Below are 18150 nucleotides of genomic sequence, written 5' to 3' on the forward strand. Positions count from 1 at the left end.
CTTTTTAAGCTGCTTTGACTTTCACTTTATCGGCCGCTTCGGCCTCGTAATCAGAGTAAGGTGTTTTTACTTCCACCATGCTGCCGTCTTCGGCACGATAGCCGCGAACTTTGAACATTTTCAATGCTTCGGAACGGCCTTTCACTTCAGCCGCACCCGCAAGTTCCGTTTTGAAATCTTCTCCGATTTTTTCAATGACCGTATCCGAAATCAAAAGATCGGCGCCGAAAGCTTTTGTAGAAGCCTCAATACGGGAAGCCGTATTCACCGTATTGCCGATAACGGTATACTCCATACGTTCATCTGAACCAATCGTTCCAGAGATCGCAAGACCTGCATGCAAGCCCATACCAATATTGATCGGAGGTTGACCACGAGCAACACGTGTTTCATTGAGTGTTTCAAGAGCACGACGCATTTCTAAACAAGCACGAACGGCATTGTGAGCATCACGATCCGTGGTTTTTGGAGCACCCCAAACCGCCATGATCGCATCCCCGATAAACTTATCAACAACACCACCGTGAGAGTTGATAATCTTAACCATCACACCGAAATATTCATTCAGCATTTCAACGACTTCCTCGGGAGAACGCTTTTCCGAAAATGCGGTAAAACCGCGGATGTCTGAGAAGAAGACCACCACGTCTTTGGATTGACCACCAACGCCGATGTCTTTACCGATCAAATCTTCGGCAACCGAAGAGCCGTGGAACTTTGAAAAAAGGCTTTTCACCTTATCACGCTCCTTAAGACCTTCAGTCATGTGATCAAAAGCTTCTGCCAAGTCTCCCACTTCGTCATGGGATTTCACTTGCGCGCGCGCCTTCACATCAAAGTTACCTCGAGACACCAAGTTGATCATATCCGCCAACTTTTCAATCGGGGAGGTGAGTGTCATTGAGAATAAGAAGATAAAGAAGATGGCCATGGAAATAGCAGAGCCTGCCACAAAGATAGCTCGGCGGCGGACCTCGCGTGACACTTCAAGAATGGTTTCTTCCGAAGTTTGCGAAATGACTGTTGCACCAAATGAAGTTTTTACGGAAGCACCGAAATAATTTTTGTCAAAATCCGGATCCACGAATTTAGTTTGATACTGCGGAGATTTTTGCGTCAGAGCCTTTTTTACAAAAGGGTTCTTACTTACATTCAACCGGGCCATGGCTTTTTGTTCGTCTTTATGCGCCAACAACTCGCCATAGCGGTCGACTAAGTACTGTGTTCTCTCTGAGGGATCAGTAAAGGGTTTTTCTAACGGCGCCAACGTCACATCCGCTAAAGCGACGTGCGTGATTTTACCTTGAGCATCGCGAACCAATGGAATGCCGATTGTAATCAGTGCCGGCGCCTTAGGGTAAGACGCATTTTTTAGTTCGATATTTCCCTGAGCCACATTGCGGATAGGGAACTTCTGCCAAGAGCGAACATTGATAATATAGTTGCTAGCCAAATTGTAAGGACGAAGAACATCTTCCTTTACTTTGCGAGCCACGGTGTGAACCGATGTGCCGTCTAGTCTTAAAATTTCCAAAGAAACAAAGTTTTTATCTTTTGTGAAGTTGAAATCAAAATCATCACTGGCCGCTGTCTGATCCGAAGTGTCCTTCATCAACAAAGAGGCCGTCACACGGGTTTTATCCACCAACGAGCTTACGATATTTTCCACTTCTTTGGCTTTCGCCGCCGCAGACTCAAGATTCGCGATATCGACTTGTTCAGAAGCTTTCTTTTCGAAATAGTCTGAAGAGATCCATGTGATCGTGCCCGTCGCTGCTACCAGGATCAGGATGGTCACCGTAATGAGTTTTGTCGAAATAGGTATTCTCATATCATCTCCAAGAGCTTAGAAAGCCCACTCCGCGAAAATATTTAGATAGTTCCCGACGATGGTGGATTCATTCGTATCTCCGTCCACGGCAAAGTTATCTGATGCAGGGACTGCTTTATAAGACATTTTATCTTCACGACGGGCGTAACCCACCAGGCCCGTGAATGTCGGAGTGAAGCGATAGCTTCCCAGGAAACCATACTGTGTCGACATGGACGGTGTCAGGGGAGCCCCATTGGGTGTGCTGATTTTCAAAAGTGACATATACATATGAGCATTCACTTGAATGCCTAATTTCGGTGTCAAAGAAAACCAATATTCCGCACCAAAGTGCGGACCCGCCGAAGTGATTTTTAAATCTTCCGAACTGCCAGAGAAAGGATCACCCACAGTTTCTGGAAGTTCTTTGTAGTAAGGGCCGACTTGGAAGCGCAACTCTCCACGGTCACCCATGGTTTTGCGATAGACCGCATTGGCTTCCGCAGAGGCAAAAGTCTGTGTCTTACCATTGAAAGTAAAGCCACTCATATCGATGATACCTAAAAATCCCCAAGGAGTTCTGTCGCCAAACCAACCCAATCCCATACGACCGGTACCACCCAAGGCACTGTAAGCCACGGCCGAATTTTTTTCGGGGTTCTTTCCGCTAAATTGCATTTCTGTTACTAGGTAACTGGCAATCGCATACCATCCCGTCACACGGTCAATGGATTTACGAACAAGTGCTGTGTACTCGGCTGCTGGAGAACGATCTCCGTGACGAACTGAGAAGCTTTGTTTAGCTAGAGGAGAGCTGGGACGTAAATTCGATTTTGCACGTACCGCCACTTGATAGCGGCCACCGGGCCATGTTTCGTCAAAGGGCAAGGACTCTTCCTGCGTGTTTTCGATGACTTTGAACTTTTCCCATTTTTTGTCTTTTTCATTCAACTTCAGTACAAAAACGTCAAAAGAAGAGACATTGTCGGGACGATTCCATTTTACTTCGCGCACGAACTCACTTTCAGGTTTGCTGATCTTTGGATTTTCCAAAGCCTTCCCTAAAACAGAGAATTGTGACACGGAAGTCGCATCACTGCGAATGCCTTCATTCGTGGCGGCTAGAACCTTCCAAGTGTAGTTGTTCGCCACTGGAAGGGACAATTTCAGTTTCGTATCGCGAATGACTTCACTGACTTGAGTTTTGCCATCCTCCGAAGTTAGAACGAATTGGTACATGTCTGCGCCGCCCACAGGATTCCATTGGAATTCCATCTTAACACTGTCTTCTTCTTTGCTGGCGATTCTGGCGCGAGAAGCGGGGGATTTTAAAATAGCGGCCTCTAAGCCCACATTGAAATCACTCTCTGGAGACCAATCACCCGGAACACCCCGATAGTCACGCGCACGCAACTTCATGAGGTACTTGCCGGGAGTCAAACGTCCATTCCATGCAGCTTCTTTCACTTTGAAAGTAAAAGTTTTTGCATCTTTGGGATCTTCTTTCACTTGGCGTAGTTCAATGTCGTAGCTTTTCGCACCTTCGATCGCATCCCACTCAAAGTTCACCAAACGGCGATAAGGCGCCGCCCAGACCGCTGCGGTCCAGAATGTGAAAATGAGAATAAGAAACGCGGTCGTCAAACGCATCAATTCACCTTAATCTTCTTCAAGGTCGGCGCACGCAGATTGGATTTATCTGGCACCAGAAGTTTTCTTGCCGGAGCCACTTCGCTCGGTCGGCCATAGTTATCCATCGCCGAAAGCTCGATTTCGTATTCTCCAGGAAGAAGATTTTTAAGAGCTGTCATATTGTTTGTGTATTTCGAACGTTTTAGTTCTTTGCCGTCTTTGCGAATGGTCAGCCAATATTCTTTGGCTCCGTCAAGTTTCGTCCACTCAAGCTGTGTGCGGCCATCGAAAGAGGCTTGCAGCGGTCCTTCAGTAGGAACGAACAGCGGAGCTTGCAACAAGGGAAGAGGTGACACCGTCAAAGGCTGAGACACCTTCGTGCCAAGAATTTGACCGTCTTTATTCACAGCTTCAATCGAGGCGATATAGCGACCCGGTTTAGGAACCGTGGTTGAAAATTTTGTATCTTTCACTTCCAGCGAAGAAGCTGATCTTGGATCCGCATTTTCTTCCAGAAGCTTCACACGATAAAGAGCGACGTCATCCGTTTTATCAGCTTTCCATGTCAAACCCACTTGGGGTTTTTCGACGTAATACTGAGTCAGTTGCGTTTCTGGCATCGTGAAGTCCACGTTCACTGGAACTATCGGGGCACGCTCCACTTTGGCCTGGACTTGCTCTGCCGGCTTCACGGTGAACTTTTGGACTTTTCCTAAAACGGGTTTGTCGGACTCAATGTAATAGGAACTCATGCGCCAATAATACGTACCGGCTTTCAATGAAGGCAGAGTGTAACTTTCTTCATTTGAAAAAGACTGAGTGGCGATTTTCTTTTGCAAATTTTGATCGGACCAAACTTCTAAAGTCATTTGGCGAGTGTCATCACCTTTTTGCCATTTAAATGTCATATCAAACGGAGTTTTCGCCGCTGGGATATCCGCGTCCGCAGTAGGAAACACCACTGTCGGCGCGTAGCGAGCTAAAACTTCTGTTTTATAAATTGGGCTTTCTGCAATCACATTCCCCAGGGATGATGTCCCGACAAGTTTCCAGTAGTGACGCCCAAAGGGAAGTGAAGCATTAACTTGGTTTTGATTTAAAGCGGCTTGAACAAATGGTTTTAACTGCTTTCGACTTGGGCCCACCCACAAGGAAACTTGTGTGCCTTGCGGAAAGCCTGTCCATTGAAACGGTACGGGCTGTGGTGATTCCGCATCCATCGCGATAGGTTTTTGCGGAAGGGGAGTCAAAACTTTGATGACGGTCGTTGAAGTCAAATCTTTGCTTCGACCATCGTCACCTTTTACCGAGGCTTTACCCTCTAAGACTTGAACGTCGACGGAGTTGTCGCGGCCTTTGGATAATGAAGCTGAAGCTTGAGAAAGATCCACTTTTCCATTTGCTGAATTCAACACAAGGCCCGGGGCGTTGGCTTCGGCTCCACCAGCTTTGGCGTTAACGAACAAACTACCTTCCATCAAATCAAGGGCGATCTCGCCCTCTGATTTTTTGATGACGATCAACGACTCGGGCTCGAGATCCAAATAGCGATCTGAATCAACGAACTGAATGCGCACTTCACCGCGTTCGCTGGTGCGAATCGCTTCTCCGTTATAGAGAGGTTCCCCTGTGTTCACGAGTTGCCATAGCAGGCGCGAAGCGGGACGACGTTGAATGTCTTCAACAACTTTCCCAACGTAGGCCAATGGTTTTTCATTTCCATAAGAGGAATTACGGTCTTCGGTGGATTGATACCAATACCAAGTCACAGCGAAAACTGATGATGAACTAAGTGCTGCGACAAGCAGCCGTTTCCACTGTTTTTTCATGCAATCCTCCTTCTTAGTTTTTCGGAGAATTTTTCTCGGTATTTAATAGCGCTTAAGTCTAGGACCGAAGGCTTAGTCAAAAAAAATTAACGATGAGTCCGAAAACAGGCTGGAGAGTTTCTGTCGAATGGTCTAGAGTCTTGCCTATGGATAATAATAAGAACTACATTACGCCCCAAGGTCTAGCCAAACTCAAAGCCGAGTATCATGAGCTCATGCATGTGGAGCGCCCGAAGCTTGTTGAAGTGGTGGCTTGGGCCGCCAGCAATGGAGATCGTTCTGAAAACGCCGATTATCAATATGGAAAACGTCGCTTGCGTGAAATTGATAAGCGCGTTCATTTTCTGACAAAAAGAATTGAAGACGCCGAAGTCGTGGACCCAAAAGCGATGAAAGGCACGACGGTTCTTTTTAGTGCGACTGTCACACTGGCGGATGAAGAAGGTGAAGAAGTCGTCTATCAAATCGTGGGCGAAGACGAGTTTGATCCTAAGAACCGGAAGATCTCTTGGAAATCTCCGGTGGCCAAAGCACTTCTAGGAAAAAAGGTTGGCGACGAGGTTCGTATCGTAAAACCTGCGGGCGAAGAGTACGTCACGATTGAGAGCGTCGAATACAAGTAAAAATTACAGCTGCGTGTTAGTAATAGGGCCTTTATGTGGGCCCTTTTTATTTTTAAAATTGTCTTTGCTTCCATAACCGGACACACTCGCTTCGCACATCCGGGGGGATATTCATGAATATGAAATGGGCTTTTGTTCTAACTTGTGTCTTCGTACTTTCATCTTACGAAACAGTTGAAGCTAAACGCAAAAATCGCCAAGAAGTAAATCCCGTTTTCGAAAAAATTGAGCAGCCTTCTGAATCCTTTCTTATCGACGAAAATTCCAGCGATGCTGACATTGTACGTGCCGTGAATGATCAACGTCGCGTTGATTTCGTTGAGGGTGGCAGCATGGTTGTGGTGAAAGTCCTGCCTGATGACAACCAAGGTTTGGCTCATCAAAAATGGACGGTGCGCCTTTCCAATGGAAAGAACATGCAAGCTGTGTATAATTCAGATATGTGCCCACGTGTTCCTATTAAAGTCGGCGACGTGATCGCGATGGGTGGACAGTTTATTTGGACAAACAAAGGTGGCCTCCTCCATTGGCTGCATCATGACCCGCGCGGCAAACGCCAAGATGGTTATGTTTATGTAAACGGGAAGTTCTATTGCAAAGACTAGATTTGATTCCATGTAAAGCTCCGTTTTGGGCCGACAGCGGTCACGGGCAAACTTTGTGGTCTCACTTTCTTAAGTCTCCCGAACTCGAAAATTTTGGAACTCAATTTGAAGTCGATCTTCCTGATGGAGATCGACTTTTTTGTTTTCATATTCCAGGTGCAAGTGACACGGTCGTAAGTGTCTATCATGGTCTTTCCGGAGATGTGACTTCGGACTACATGCAAAGAACCGCCTTGGTGTGCCAGAAGCTGGGGCACTCTGTGGTCCTCGTCAATCACCGTGGAGCAGGGATTGGAGCCGCTTACGCTCGCAATCCGTATCACTCGGGTCGTGCCGAAGATATGTCGGCGGTGTTAAAAAAACTGCGCGAGATGTTTCCGGCAAAAAAGCAAATCGCCGTGGGTTTTTCGATGAGTGCCAACATCCTGCTTTGTTTGTTAGGTGGATTTCGTGGCGAAGTAAAGCCCGATGCCGCCATCACGGTGAACGCCCCGATTGATCTTATGCAGGGCTCACAGTTACTAAAAACAGGCTTCAATCGTATTTATGATTTGCGTTTTGTTCTGCGTTTAAGAAAAAACGTTGAAGAAAAATTTCGTCAGGGATTGATCACTCAGAAATACGACATTCCCGCTTGGTCGACAATTTGGGATATGGATCAGATTTACACAGCGCCCGCAGCCGGATTTAAAGATCGTTCTGATTATTACCAAAATTGCTCGGCGATTCATTATCTTTCAAAAATCCAGACGCCCACTTATGTTTTAACCGCACAAGATGATCCTTTTGTGTCCGTGGAAAATTATATGAAGGCGTCTTTTTCTAAGAGTACCATGCTGCACGTAGAAGCTCGTGGTGGACATATGGGGTATTTGGCAAAACAAAATACGCCATTAGGTTCTGTGCGCTGGCTAGATTATTACGTCCACGAGGCTTTGCAGTCTTTGAAACAGGTGTTGGCTTAAAGAACACTTTTCTTCAACAAATCCCAACGCGCGCTCCAGTACCCATAGGATAAAGACGTTGCGCCAGAATCCCAGATAGGAACTTCCAGAATCTTACGGGCATGTTGCGCATAAGCGTGATGTAAATCCGGGTGTAAGTACCAACCGGAAAGCTTGGCCGGCAGTGATTTGTCGATGGCTAACCAAGACTCCTTCGTGAATCCTCCGATTTCGCAGAAAGGGTCCAGTGAGCTGAAGCTTTTGTTCTTCTCTTTAAAAATTCCGGTGAATAAGTGTTCGATAGAATGTCGGGGACCCGTGCGACGGTGGAACAGACTGTCCTTTTTCGATATGCGTTCACCCCAACATAAAGCCACAGTCGGGTCTGTCATCAGGTTCTGCAAGACTTTGAAAAGATCGCCAAAGGGCGTGGAAAGCAAAGGATCTGCAACCAGAACATAAGGCGCTTGGGCTTTTGAAAAAGCTCGGCGTAAACTTTCTGCACGCCCCAGATATTTCTCGTTAAAAAGAGTTTGAATGTCTTCACGTTGTGGAGATTCTGTTTGAGCGGCTTTAACCTGAGCCAGCGCGTCTTCTGCATCTTTTTCGATAACCGCGAGGAGTTCATAGTTCAGTGGGAACTTCTGAAAAAAACCGCGCAGATCCTTCATGAAAGAAGGAATAAACGCTGCATCTTTATGCAGATAAATAACGAATGAGCAATGCAGGGTTGACTCTGAAGATTCCATCTTTACGATAGTTAACAATGAAATCAGCAAAGGTCACGCAATACTATGGGACTCTGTTTTGGCTAGCACTGCTGCTTTTGACAGTTGTCACACGATTTTATGACTTAGATAACAAGCCCATTCACTTTGATGAAAGCATTAATGGCTGGTTCGTGATCCAAATGAAGTCTTGGGGTTACTACAAGTATGACCCTAATAACTATCACGGACCTTTACTTTTCTATCTGATTCAGGTCTTCGAGTATCTTTGGGGGAAAAGTCTTGAAACACTGCGCGCTGTACCTGCAGTCTTCAGTGTCTTTAGTATCATGTTGTTTGCCTTTCCGGTTTTACAAAATCGTTTTGTCCTGACAGCGACCTCTCTATTTCTTTTACTTAGTCCGGCGTTTTTATTTTTTGGACGTTCAGGAATTCACGAATCGCCCTTTGTGTTCTTTCAGTTGTTGTTTGCCATGGGATTTTTGCGCTGGTTTGAAAAGCCAGATGGCAAAGTGTGGGCCCTGGTGTTAACCGGCGTGGTCGGCATGATGACGTTGAAAGAGACATTTACAATCACAGGTTTTTGCTGGCTTCTGGGGCTTCTTGCTCTGGGCCCCAAAAATTTTCAACAGATATTTTCGTGGACCCAGTTAAAGCAAACATGGTCTAAGAAGACAACAGTTCTTGCCTTTGTGCTTTTGATCCTTTTCGTGCAATTGTTTACGGGTTTTTTCCAAAACATGGCCGGCCTTGCGGATTTTGTGAAAGCGATTGTGCCATGGTTGAAAACGGGCGTGCATGGAAAGGGACATGAAAAGGAATTTCTATATTGGGTGAAAGTCATGTGGCAGGCCGAACCGCTGGCGTTGTTGGGCGTGCTTCTTTCTTTTGCCGGGATGTTTTCAAAACAAAAAAGTCTTCGTGTCCTGAGTGTGTTTTCGTTGTCGCAGCTTTTGATTTACTCTTTAATTCCGTACAAAACGGTTTGGTGTATTCTGTCCTTGGTGTGGGGTTTTTATCTAGTGCTGGCTTTTTATCTCCAACTATTTTTTACCAATGTGAAGATGAGGGCCGTGTCTTTAGCGGTCGTGACAGCGTTGTCTTTCTTGAATGTGCGAAGTCTTTACGCTTCTTCTTACGCGGATCCCTTGGATTTTGATCATCCGTATATTTACGTGAATTCCACCTATGATCTTGAGAATCTGCAAAGATTTATTTTGGAAGAAGCTCGTAAGCGTCCCGAATTATTTTTGCAGCCCGTCCAAATCGGCATGAAAGAGCAGTGGCCGTGGCCTTGGATTTTGCGTTCGTTTCAGAATTTAGATTATAATTTGTGTGAAAAAAATCTGATTGAAGACGCGTCCGTTTACTTTTGTGATCTTACGGAGTCTTTGGATGTGGATCGGGTCTTGAATGAGCCATATTGGAAATTGCAGATCGTGCTTCGACAGTCGAGAGAGCCTTCAATCGTATACTTGAAACAATCCTTCTTCCCGAAGATTCCGTTTCAAAATAATGTCGACGTTGTCGGGGGTGAGGAGTGAGTATGAAAAAAGCGACTTTCTTATGTGTCCTTCTTTGCAGCAGTTCTGTTTTTGCGCAGGTGCAAAAAGTCGATGTTTTAAAGGATCTCAGCGCCAAAAAAAGTGTGGACCTGTATCAATCCTCGGATAGGAAGCAAAAACTTTCTCCATTATCACAATTGAAAGATTATGAAATTCATTTGAAATGGTCTGAATGTTCAAGGCTGGCACCCTCGGTTTTTTCCGCCCAAAAAGAATTGCGCGGGTGGGTGGCGCAAAGCTGGTTGCATTGTTTGACTCAAGAACAAAAAAAGAAACCGAATTTCGCGACAGTCGAAAAAGCTTTAACTGCTATCTCTGCGCATAAGAATCTTTTTCAAGAGGGCCCCTGGGCCGATCAAGTGGCGGAAAATTGGGTGAGTCTGCGTCTTTCCTATCTTACGGATCAAGTGGAAAAGAAAAATCAAAAGGCGGGTCCGCAGCTAGAAGATCTTCTAGGAGGCGGGCTTAAACTCAATAAAGAACAAAAATCCCTGATCTTTCAATTGTTGGCCGACCTGGCGATGTTGAAAGTGAATTACACCGAAGCCCAGTTTTTATATGAAGAGGCGCAAGACCAGAAGGATTCCAAATACCTTCAAGAGAAAATCGAATTCTTATTAAAGGCCAAAGGGGATCTAACAGAAAAGGCACCGACGCTGGCTGGCAGCGAAGTGCTGACGGAAGAAGTAAAAATTGAAGAGCGTTTGCGCCAATCACTCAAACAGAATGATTCGATTTCCGCTTTAAAAGATGCCGTGCTCATTCTTAATCAGTATCCAGGCAGTCGTTCGGCGAAAAGACTGAAAGACAAGCCTTTGGAGATCTATAACTCTCTTTCTGAAAAGCTCGCGAAGATCAAGGCGCTAGATGAAATGGAAGAGGCCGACGGAACGCGATTGATTGAATGGGCGCAGTTCCTACACCGTCGTGGCGATTTCAGCGGCTCTATGTCGCTTGCGCAAAAAGCCTTGCAGAAAAATCCTGGGGCCGCTCAATCTACAAGCGCTCTTTGGATTGTCGGAAGATCCGCCCATTTCTTGGGACAGTATGATCGCGCCCTTGAAACTTATAATTCCTTGATGTCTTACCACAATGGATCTGATGAAGCTGCCGAAGCCATGTTCCGGTCTGCGTTGATTCATTTCCGTCGCAAAGATTATTCTTCAGCCAGCGCTCTTTTAGAGAAACTTCTTTTACAAAATCGCGATCGCTACGATCTGAATGCGCAACACTGGTTGGTGCGCAGCCTTCAGGAAACAAATCCAGAACGGGCAAAGCAAGCCGCGGCGGAGCTTATCGAAAAATATCCTTTTTCATACTATGGCCTTCGTTTGAAAGCGGAGGCGCATAATGGAAAGCTCACTTGGCCTGAGTTCAAGGACAAAGCTCCGAAGCTGCAAAGTGAATTATTCTTGGCGGGTCCACAAAGAAAAATGTGGCAGCGGTTTAAAACTCTGTCCGATGCCGGCTGGTTGATTGAAGCGCAAACCGAGTTGGAAGGTTTACCATTTATCAAAGATCCCACTCTTAAAATGGCGTTGGCAGAAAAGCTCTCGGAGCGACGGCAGTACATGACAGCGATTCGCTTCGTTGGCTCCGCGATGGATGCAGATCCTAGATTGCGTCGCGAGCAATTTGTGAAGCTGGGGTATCCGCAAGTGTATGCATCCCTGTATCAAGCTGAAGCAGAACGCTATGGTATCCACATCAATTTGTTGCGCAGTCTGACTCGCCAAGAGAGTGCTTTTAATCTTCAAGCGGTATCAACATCGAACGCTCTGGGGTTGATGCAGATGATTCCACCGACGGCTCAGGAAGTTTCAAAAAAACTCGGGATGAAAGTCGAGCTTCCAGAGGATATGTTCCGCCCCGAAGTGAATATACCGATGGGATCTTTCTATATTTCCCAGATGTTGGACCAGTTTGAGAGAAACGTGCCCTTCGCCTTAGCTGCGTATAATGCGGGACCCCACCGTTTGAAGACGTGGATGGAGGGCCGCACAGAGATCACGGAGCTTGTTTCTCAGAGTGCAGGCAGTGTTCGTGACGAGATTTGGTTTGATGAGCTTCCATGGACGGAAACAAGCTTCTACGTGAAAGCCATTCTGCGTAATATTTTGCTCTATAGTCTCGTCGAGGACGGCAGTTTCACTCTGAAACCAGTACTATGGCAGGATATGCTGAATAAAAAGGCAAAATAAGGGAGATACTTTATTGAAAAAAGGCTCTGAGTTTTGTAGCCTGAAATCTGTGTGTCGATAGGAGAGGACTCATGAGGAGACTTTTAACATTGAGTTTGGTTCTGGCCTTTGTGGCGGGATGTGCGCATAAGGGCAGCAACACTGGAAACGGTGGAGCCGCAGGAACCCAGTCTGGTGACGGTGAGATTAAAGATATCGGTTCATTCCGTCTATCCGATCCCGAAGGCCCTAAAGTGGTCGACCAAGAGTTGGAATCTATTCCGACAGAAGTCAATCCGCTGGTTGAAAAATGGATTGCTTACTTCCAGGGACGTGGACGTCCTCACATGGAAAGATATTTAGCCCGTTCTACTCGCTACGAAAAACTCATGAAAAAAGTTTTGCGCGATAACGGTCTTCCTGAAGATCTTTTCTATATCGCTTTGATCGAATCCGGTTTTAGTTCCAAAGCCACTTCTCATGCTTCTGCTGTTGGTTACTGGCAGTTCATTCGTGGAACAGGGAAGCGCTACGGTCTTGATATCAACGCGTTTGTTGATGAAAGACGTGACCCTGTCTTCGCCACTCAAGCCGCGGCAGAATACTTCAAAGGTCTTTATAGTGTATTCGGTTCTTGGTACTTGGCGATGGCTTCGTACAACGTCGGTGAAAACCGCGTAAAACGTGAAGTGATGAATCACTACACGCGTGACTTCTGGGAACTGGCTCGCAAAAAAAGACTTCCTAAAGAAACAATCAACTATGTTCCAAAATTCATCGCGGCGAAGTTGATCGCAAAAGAACCAGATAAATATGGTTTCGGCGAGATCGACTATCTTCCGCCTATCGAGTTCGATCACATCACAGTGAATAAACCTATCAACCTTCGTGCGATGGCTGACAAGTTGAACTTGAACTACGAAGACTTTAAAGCTTTGAATCCAAAATACAAAGGTGAAGTGGCTCCGGTAAAAGGATCTGAACTTGTTCTGCGCATTCCTCCTGGAACTTCCGAGCAAGCCTTGATCGCAGCAAATGAAAGCGTTGTTTCTAGCGTTCAGTTCGTCGCAGATTCTGGCGATACTCAAGTTTACCGTATTCGTCGTGGTGATACATTGAGCACGGTGGCTCGTCGTTACCGTACGACAGTGGCTTATCTTCGTGATTTGAACGATCTTCCTCGTCGTAAACCATTACGCGTAGGTATGAGAATCCAAGTTCCAGACCGTACGCCACTGAGAGATCGTTCAACTTCAACAATGTTGGCGAAAAAATCTAAAACCGAAACTCGCAGCGTGAGTGTCAGCACCGATGGACGTTACTACATCGTTCAGCAAGGGGACTCTTTGTTCACGATTGCGCGTAAATACTCAACAAGCGTGTCTGAACTTCAGCGTTTAAATCAAATCAAACGCGGTCGTACTTTGAAGGTCGGCATGAAGTTGCGTGTGCCGACTCCTGACAGCTCTTCGGCTCGTGAAACAACGAAGTCGGTTGCAAAAGCGAAGTCAAAAGTTCACGTTGTTAGAAGAGGCGAAAACCTAGTGGGTATTGCGGAACGCTACAATGTTTCTATGACCGATATTAAAGAAAAAAATAAAATCCGCAATCCATCGTCTTTGATGGTGGGTGCAAGAATTCTGATTCCGGTAGCGGAAGCAAATCAATAGAATTGAAAAACAGAATAAAACGAAAAGGCGATCTTAAGATCGCCTTTTTTATTTCTGATATTCGAAAGTCAGATGCGTGATCGCCTCTTTGATCTTACGAATAGAGATATTTTGATCAGGCGTCGCCGTTCCCTGAATAATGGACTGGTGACGGCCCTGGTAAAGGTAATACAGATAGTCTTGCAAAGTCTCTTCGCGGATACCTTCATGTTGAGGAGCACGATTGCGAAGCTCTTTTAATAGCTCAGCGGCAAAAGCCAAAGTCGCTACCGCGGCATTTTCTGGGTATTTCAGAGTGGACTTCGTTAACCGATACTTTTCTTCCACAGAGTCTGGAATGTCTTTGATCTGCGTAGGGCCGCGGCTGTTTTCATCCGTATCAAGCCCATTTCCTTTAGCGATAGAGACCACAACAGGAATGGATTGTTTCAGACGGTACTTCATGCTTTTTCCATAGTCGGTCTCTGGCGAAAGAACGCCAAAAGCAAACTCGGCCAGCATATTGTATTCATCGTCTTCTAGTTTAAGAAGCTCCATCAAAGCTTCTTTTTCTTTCTCTAAAGTTTCCACGTAAGTGCGTTTGAAAGTGTCGTTGTCGTCTACGCTGAAACGAACTTTCACACTTTGTTCATTGAACGGAGAGTAGTTAAAACTAGGGCGGTTGCGCAAGACGCGAGCGGCGTTGAACGTCAGAACGTGATTGCGAATGCGGAACTTATGATCTTCTGACACAGGTAAAACGTAAACGAAAGTTCCTTCAGGGATTTGCAAAGAGCCTTGAAACACACTGCGAACTTGCGCATCTTTTTGCGCTTTCAAAAAATGAGTTCCTGCGCGTTGGCCGGCGTGAACGTAAATTCCTGCGCCACCTTGATCCAACTCATCACCATTTTTAACTTTGATTTGTGATGATGAAATCACATTACCTTGTGCAGAAAAGTAAGTGGCTAGTTGTTTGGTCTTGTTCACCACAACGTACGGAGCATGGTGAAACTTTTCGTGCGCCAGGCGAATGACGGTTTGATTATCCTGAGAATTAATCTTGTTTCGCTCTTCAAAATAAGACCGAAAGTTTTCTGCATGGGCCGAGAAGGCCATGGCGAAAGTGAGGACCAAAAAAGCGGGAAGGGGTAAAAACGTGGTTTTCATCATGTCCCAAAACCGTGCAAATATGCGACCTTCCAAGGCTTAATGTATTGATTGTCATAGGGAAAACCTGACGGGGGATTTGTCAGTATGACGATTCTGGGCACTAGCATTTCCGCCTCTGAAATAAGCATTTCCCCTCTTACGACTAGATCTTCAAACCCGAGTGCAAAGCCTTCGGCAGATTGCATAGCCTTAAAAGCATGAAAAAATGGCGCTTCGTATTCGCATCTGTTCTTATTCTTACAACTCAAAATTCTGTCGCCGCCGACTGGCAAGAGACGAACATTCAATTTCTGCACGGGGATTCTTATAAGACACCGACAGGAAAAGAATTTTCTCAAGATGTGATTACTTTAGAGCACGCGAGCACCTGGGCCTACGGAAGCAATTTCTTTTTCATCGATATTTCAAATCCTACTACGGAAGACGAAACGAGTTTTTACGGAGAAATCTCTCCGGGATTTAGTTTAAAAAAAATGGGCCTCGTAGAGCTAAATGAAGAACGAGGGCCTTCGGATATGCTCTTGCAGCTCAACTACGAATTCCCTCAAGGACCGGCGAAAAGAGCCGCACTCGCGGGCGTGAATTTCGTGTGGAAAAATCTAGGTTTTGATTTTCTTTCAACTCAATTTTTATTTCGCGACACTCTGGGGCTGGACGGTCACACCGGGCAACTTACTTTGGCGTGGCTGAAGCGTTTTGGCAGCGAAGCTTGGCCTTTCGAGTTTAGTGGCTTCATAGACTGGGCTGGCGCCGAGGCGACGTCGCACGAAAACATTCATATGCAACCGAATCTGCTCTTAGATTTCTCGCGCAAGACGGCGCGCAAGGTGCCTTTAAAGCTTGGGATAGAGTGGAAGTACTGGAAAAATAAATACGGTATTGACGGCCTTGAAGAAAGCGTACCTCAGGCGAAGCTCGTCTGGATTTTTTAATTCGGAATTTTTAAGAAAAAAAAGTGAAGTCCCCAAAAACAAAAGTGCCTGCGAGGAATCTTCAGTGATAACTCACAGGCTAAGGGGAATGAAACCAATCCTTGTATGTATTGATACCTTCCATATGCACACCTCTGATTCCTCAGGTGACTCACCTTTGGCAGCTGGCTGGCGTGGACGAACCGACACCCCTCTAGCTTTGCGTCCCGCCGTTTCCGACGGTTTGCCTTGAGGCAAAGGAAGGATCTAAATCCTAACGAGTATAACCCTAGGAACCTCCTTATGAGTTATTCGATAGATCCAACCAGTTCATCGTTTTTTATAGAGGCCTGAACCCGGAACCTCTGCGTAGTAATCCTGGTGACGCCTCGTCACTTCGGTGGTTCATCATGATGATCGTGAATACGATTTTTCATCTGTGTCCTCCTTAGCTGGCCCTAAAGCATTCACTTACTCAGAGGTAAGTCTCACGAGCCATCTGGTTTCAACTCTTTTAGGATAGCTCGACCAAAGTTTTATTTTCAAGGGGACCACTTTCGATTCTCAAAATACGTCGAAATCTCGTTTCCGTCTGAGAAACAAGGTGTGATTCTGTTTTAGGATGAAACAAATTTAAGAAGAAAAAGAAGATGAAGAGGCTCGAAAAACCTCTTCATCAGAAATTTTTAAGGCAGGATTTCGCGGATGTTGTTCGCGATGGACATGAATTCTTGAGCTTCCGCACCGTTGCTGTTGGCTTCAACGATAGGGATGCCAGCTTCACACGCAAGACCTACTGAAGGATTGAAGGGAACAGCTCCCAATTTTTTCATTCCTTTGGCGTGGGCGTAAGTGTCCATCTCTCCCTTAGGGAATAATTGGATTTTTTCACCATTTGCCGGGTTGATCATGTAAGCCATGTTTTCAACCATGCCTAGCAAAGGCACGCCTACACGCTCAAACATATCGACGGCTTTTTTCACATCGAGCAAGGCCACATTTTGCGGAGTCGAAACAACGACGGCGCCACTGACCGGAACTTTTTGTGCTAATGTTAGTTGGATATCGCCAGTGCCCGGAGGAAGATCCACGACCAGGTAATCAAGTTCGCCCCAGTTCACATCGCGAAGGAATTGATCCATGGCTTTAAAGAGCATGGGACCACGCCATACGACAGCCGCATTTTCATCAACTAAAAAGCCGATGCTCATAAGTTTGATGCCATAACGAGTGATTGGCTCAAGTTGATTCGTTTCAGGATTAATTTGTGGTTTTTGTCCTAAGCTACCTAACATGCGAGGAATACTTGGACCGTAGATATCGGCATCCAAAAGACCGACACGGCTCTTTTTACCCAAGGCCATAGCCAAGTTAGTGGCGACGGTGCTCTTACCAACTCCACCCTTGCCTGAAGATACGGCAATAATATGTTTCACTCCGGGAATGGGGGTCTGTTTCTCGAACGGATTTGGTGCAGCCATGAAGGTGACTCCTTGATAAATTTAAGCTCCCAACGAATAATAGAAAGTGGATGAATAGCCAAGACTTTTTGACATTGAATTTAGTGGGAGCGGGAGCTTTCATCTTCTGGTACTTACTCTCGCGAGGAGGATCGCGTCGTCCAACGCAGCTCAATATGGGTGCAAAGGACAGCGCTCCGCCTTTAATCACAGCTGAAGAGCCTCCACCGGCTCTCGAACCCTCGCGTCGTCACCCTGATCTGACCCAAGCCAAAGTAAAATCCTTAAATGTGATGTTTAATTACAATGGTCACACCTGGGATGCTTATGAAGTCCTCGGAGTTCCGGCGGGGGCGTCGATCAAACTTGTCACCGAGGCCTACCATGTGGCCTTGCGACGCTGTGATAAGGAATCGATGGAGTTTATCGAAACGGCCTATCGGGCCATTCTGAATAAAGGCGCTTAGTTTTATTGCTCGCGGGTGAAGAGACAGCTAAAGCCACGTCCGTTCTGACTGTGTTCCCAAAGAAACTTTCCTGTTTCATCCACAATCACCGTGTCTTCTTCGGAAAGACTGGCAGAGCTGTTGTTGTTAATGAAGATCACTGTTTGGTTCTTGCTAATCAAGTTTTCTGACTTCGTCACTTCCGACAGAATTCTTTTATGACCGCGCTCTAACTTTTCAAGCTCTGTCTGCGGGCCTTTGTTAGCGTGACAGAATTTTTGGACAAGGGGAGCTTTCGCGGAAAGAGAATTCAGAGTGAAGCCTTGGCATTCGGCAATCCATTCGATCTGCTTAGGGCAGTCATCGGTGCCGCTTACGAGTGAATAAACCGCTCTTGCCGAGGGCACCACGCTTTGGGGGGCGCGCATCGTGGTCTCGACAGAAGTAAAATTCTTTCCGACCCAGATCAGTCCCAAAATGAGAAATAATGCGATATTGCCCAGCATGCGGCTCCTTTGCTTAGGAATTTCTAAAGCAAGGCTCGTGCTTTGTGAGCTGAACCAAATTTGAGTACAAGGGGACGTTCTCAAATTGA

Annotated in this window: 15 protein-coding genes and 1 riboswitch; of the genes, 8 read left to right on the forward strand and 7 right to left on the reverse strand. The window is 46.1% G+C overall.

The annotated features are described in order from the left end of the window. Positions 1 to 4: 4 nt before the first annotated feature. Genes ACLWBD_RS04805 through ACLWBD_RS04815 form a run of 3 tightly spaced genes read right to left on the reverse strand, consistent with a single transcriptional unit; the run spans position 5 to position 5271 of the window. Positions 5 to 1831: an adenylate/guanylate cyclase domain-containing protein gene (locus tag ACLWBD_RS04805; protein ID WP_413569777.1), complete on the reverse strand. Its 1827-nt coding sequence runs from the start codon at positions 1829 to 1831 to the stop codon at positions 5 to 7. A 15-nt stretch (positions 1832 to 1846) separates the two neighbouring features. Then, positions 1847 to 3460, reverse strand: a complete 1614-nt coding sequence (locus ACLWBD_RS04810; RefSeq protein WP_413569779.1) for a hypothetical protein — start codon at positions 3458 to 3460, stop codon at positions 1847 to 1849. Next, positions 3460 to 5271, reverse strand: coding sequence for a hypothetical protein (locus ACLWBD_RS04815; RefSeq protein WP_413569782.1), 1812 nt, complete (start codon positions 5269 to 5271; stop codon positions 3460 to 3462). Before ACLWBD_RS04815 ends, ACLWBD_RS04810 begins: the two co-directional genes overlap by 1 nt. Before the next feature lie 92 nt (positions 5272 to 5363). Here ACLWBD_RS04815 and greB point away from each other — a divergent pair, with 92 nt between their 5' ends. The 3 genes from greB to ACLWBD_RS04830 all read left to right on the forward strand — a co-directional run bounded on the left by greB (position 5364) and on the right by ACLWBD_RS04830 (position 7464). Beyond that, positions 5364 to 5894 carry a transcription elongation factor GreB gene (gene greB / locus ACLWBD_RS04820; RefSeq protein ID WP_413569784.1) on the forward strand — a complete coding sequence of 177 codons (531 nt, stop codon included), beginning with the start codon at positions 5364 to 5366 and terminating at the stop codon, positions 5892 to 5894. A gap of 113 nt (positions 5895 to 6007) precedes the next feature. Then, complete coding sequence (locus ACLWBD_RS04825) at positions 6008 to 6499, forward strand: DUF3465 domain-containing protein (RefSeq protein WP_155722590.1); 492 nt, start codon at positions 6008 to 6010, stop codon at positions 6497 to 6499. Beyond that, positions 6487 to 7464, forward strand: a complete 978-nt coding sequence (locus ACLWBD_RS04830; protein ID WP_413569786.1) for a YheT family hydrolase — start codon at positions 6487 to 6489, stop codon at positions 7462 to 7464. Before ACLWBD_RS04825 ends, ACLWBD_RS04830 begins: the two co-directional genes overlap by 13 nt. Here the strand turns inward: ACLWBD_RS04830 and ACLWBD_RS04835 are convergent. Next, a complete protein-coding gene (locus ACLWBD_RS04835) occupies positions 7461 to 8192 on the reverse strand; it encodes a glycosyltransferase (RefSeq protein WP_155722591.1) in 732 nt (243 codons plus the stop codon). The genes ACLWBD_RS04830 and ACLWBD_RS04835 overlap by 4 nt on opposite strands. A 17-nt stretch (positions 8193 to 8209) precedes the next feature. On the opposite strand from ACLWBD_RS04835, the gene ACLWBD_RS04840 reads away from it, so the two are divergent. From ACLWBD_RS04840 to ACLWBD_RS04850, 3 genes are all read left to right on the forward strand, one after another. Beyond that, complete coding sequence (locus ACLWBD_RS04840) at positions 8210 to 9715, forward strand: flippase activity-associated protein Agl23 (protein ID WP_413569788.1); 1506 nt, start codon at positions 8210 to 8212, stop codon at positions 9713 to 9715. Between the two features lie 2 nt (positions 9716 to 9717). Further along, positions 9718 to 11937 (forward strand): transglycosylase SLT domain-containing protein, encoded by a 2220-nt coding sequence (locus tag ACLWBD_RS04845; RefSeq protein WP_413569790.1) that lies wholly within the window; start codon positions 9718 to 9720, stop codon positions 11935 to 11937. Positions 11938 to 12008: 71 nt separating this feature from the next. Next, positions 12009 to 13586 carry a LysM peptidoglycan-binding domain-containing protein gene (locus ACLWBD_RS04850; RefSeq protein ID WP_063243539.1) on the forward strand — a complete coding sequence of 526 codons (1578 nt, stop codon included), beginning with the start codon at positions 12009 to 12011 and terminating at the stop codon, positions 13584 to 13586. Positions 13587 to 13634: 48 nt separating this feature from the next. On the opposite strand, the gene ACLWBD_RS04855 is transcribed toward ACLWBD_RS04850, so the two are convergent. Beyond that, the gene (locus ACLWBD_RS04855; RefSeq protein WP_413569793.1) at positions 13635 to 14684 is read right to left on the reverse strand and encodes a hypothetical protein; all 1050 of its coding nucleotides are present in this window, start codon (positions 14682 to 14684) and stop codon (positions 13635 to 13637) included. Between the two features lie 251 nt (positions 14685 to 14935). On the opposite strand from ACLWBD_RS04855, the gene ACLWBD_RS04860 reads away from it, so the two are divergent. Next, positions 14936 to 15670: a DUF5020 family protein gene (locus ACLWBD_RS04860; RefSeq protein ID WP_413569795.1), complete on the forward strand. Its 735-nt coding sequence runs from the start codon at positions 14936 to 14938 to the stop codon at positions 15668 to 15670. A 156-nt stretch (positions 15671 to 15826) separates the two neighbouring features. Continuing rightward, positions 15827 to 15908, reverse strand: a riboswitch (cyclic di-GMP riboswitch). A gap of 427 nt (positions 15909 to 16335) precedes the next feature. Here ACLWBD_RS04860 and ACLWBD_RS04865 read toward each other — a convergent pair. Continuing rightward, positions 16336 to 17130 (reverse strand): Mrp/NBP35 family ATP-binding protein, encoded by a 795-nt coding sequence (locus tag ACLWBD_RS04865; RefSeq protein WP_063209000.1) that lies wholly within the window; start codon positions 17128 to 17130, stop codon positions 16336 to 16338. 50 nt (positions 17131 to 17180) lie between these two features. Here ACLWBD_RS04865 and ACLWBD_RS04870 point away from each other — a divergent pair, with 50 nt between their 5' ends. Further along, positions 17181 to 17576 carry a hypothetical protein gene (locus ACLWBD_RS04870; RefSeq protein WP_063209002.1) on the forward strand — a complete coding sequence of 132 codons (396 nt, stop codon included), beginning with the start codon at positions 17181 to 17183 and terminating at the stop codon, positions 17574 to 17576. A 2-nt stretch (positions 17577 to 17578) separates the two neighbouring features. Here ACLWBD_RS04870 and ACLWBD_RS04875 read toward each other — a convergent pair whose 3' ends face one another. After that, on the reverse strand, positions 17579 to 18061 hold the full coding sequence (locus tag ACLWBD_RS04875) for a hypothetical protein (RefSeq protein WP_413569797.1): 483 nt from the start codon (positions 18059 to 18061) through the stop codon (positions 17579 to 17581). Positions 18062 to 18150: the final 89 nt, after the last annotated feature.

It is taken from the genome of Bdellovibrio sp. HCB117, from assembly GCF_047305915.1.
GTDB lineage: Bacteria > Bdellovibrionota > Bdellovibrionia > Bdellovibrionales > Bdellovibrionaceae > Bdellovibrio > Bdellovibrio bacteriovorus_B.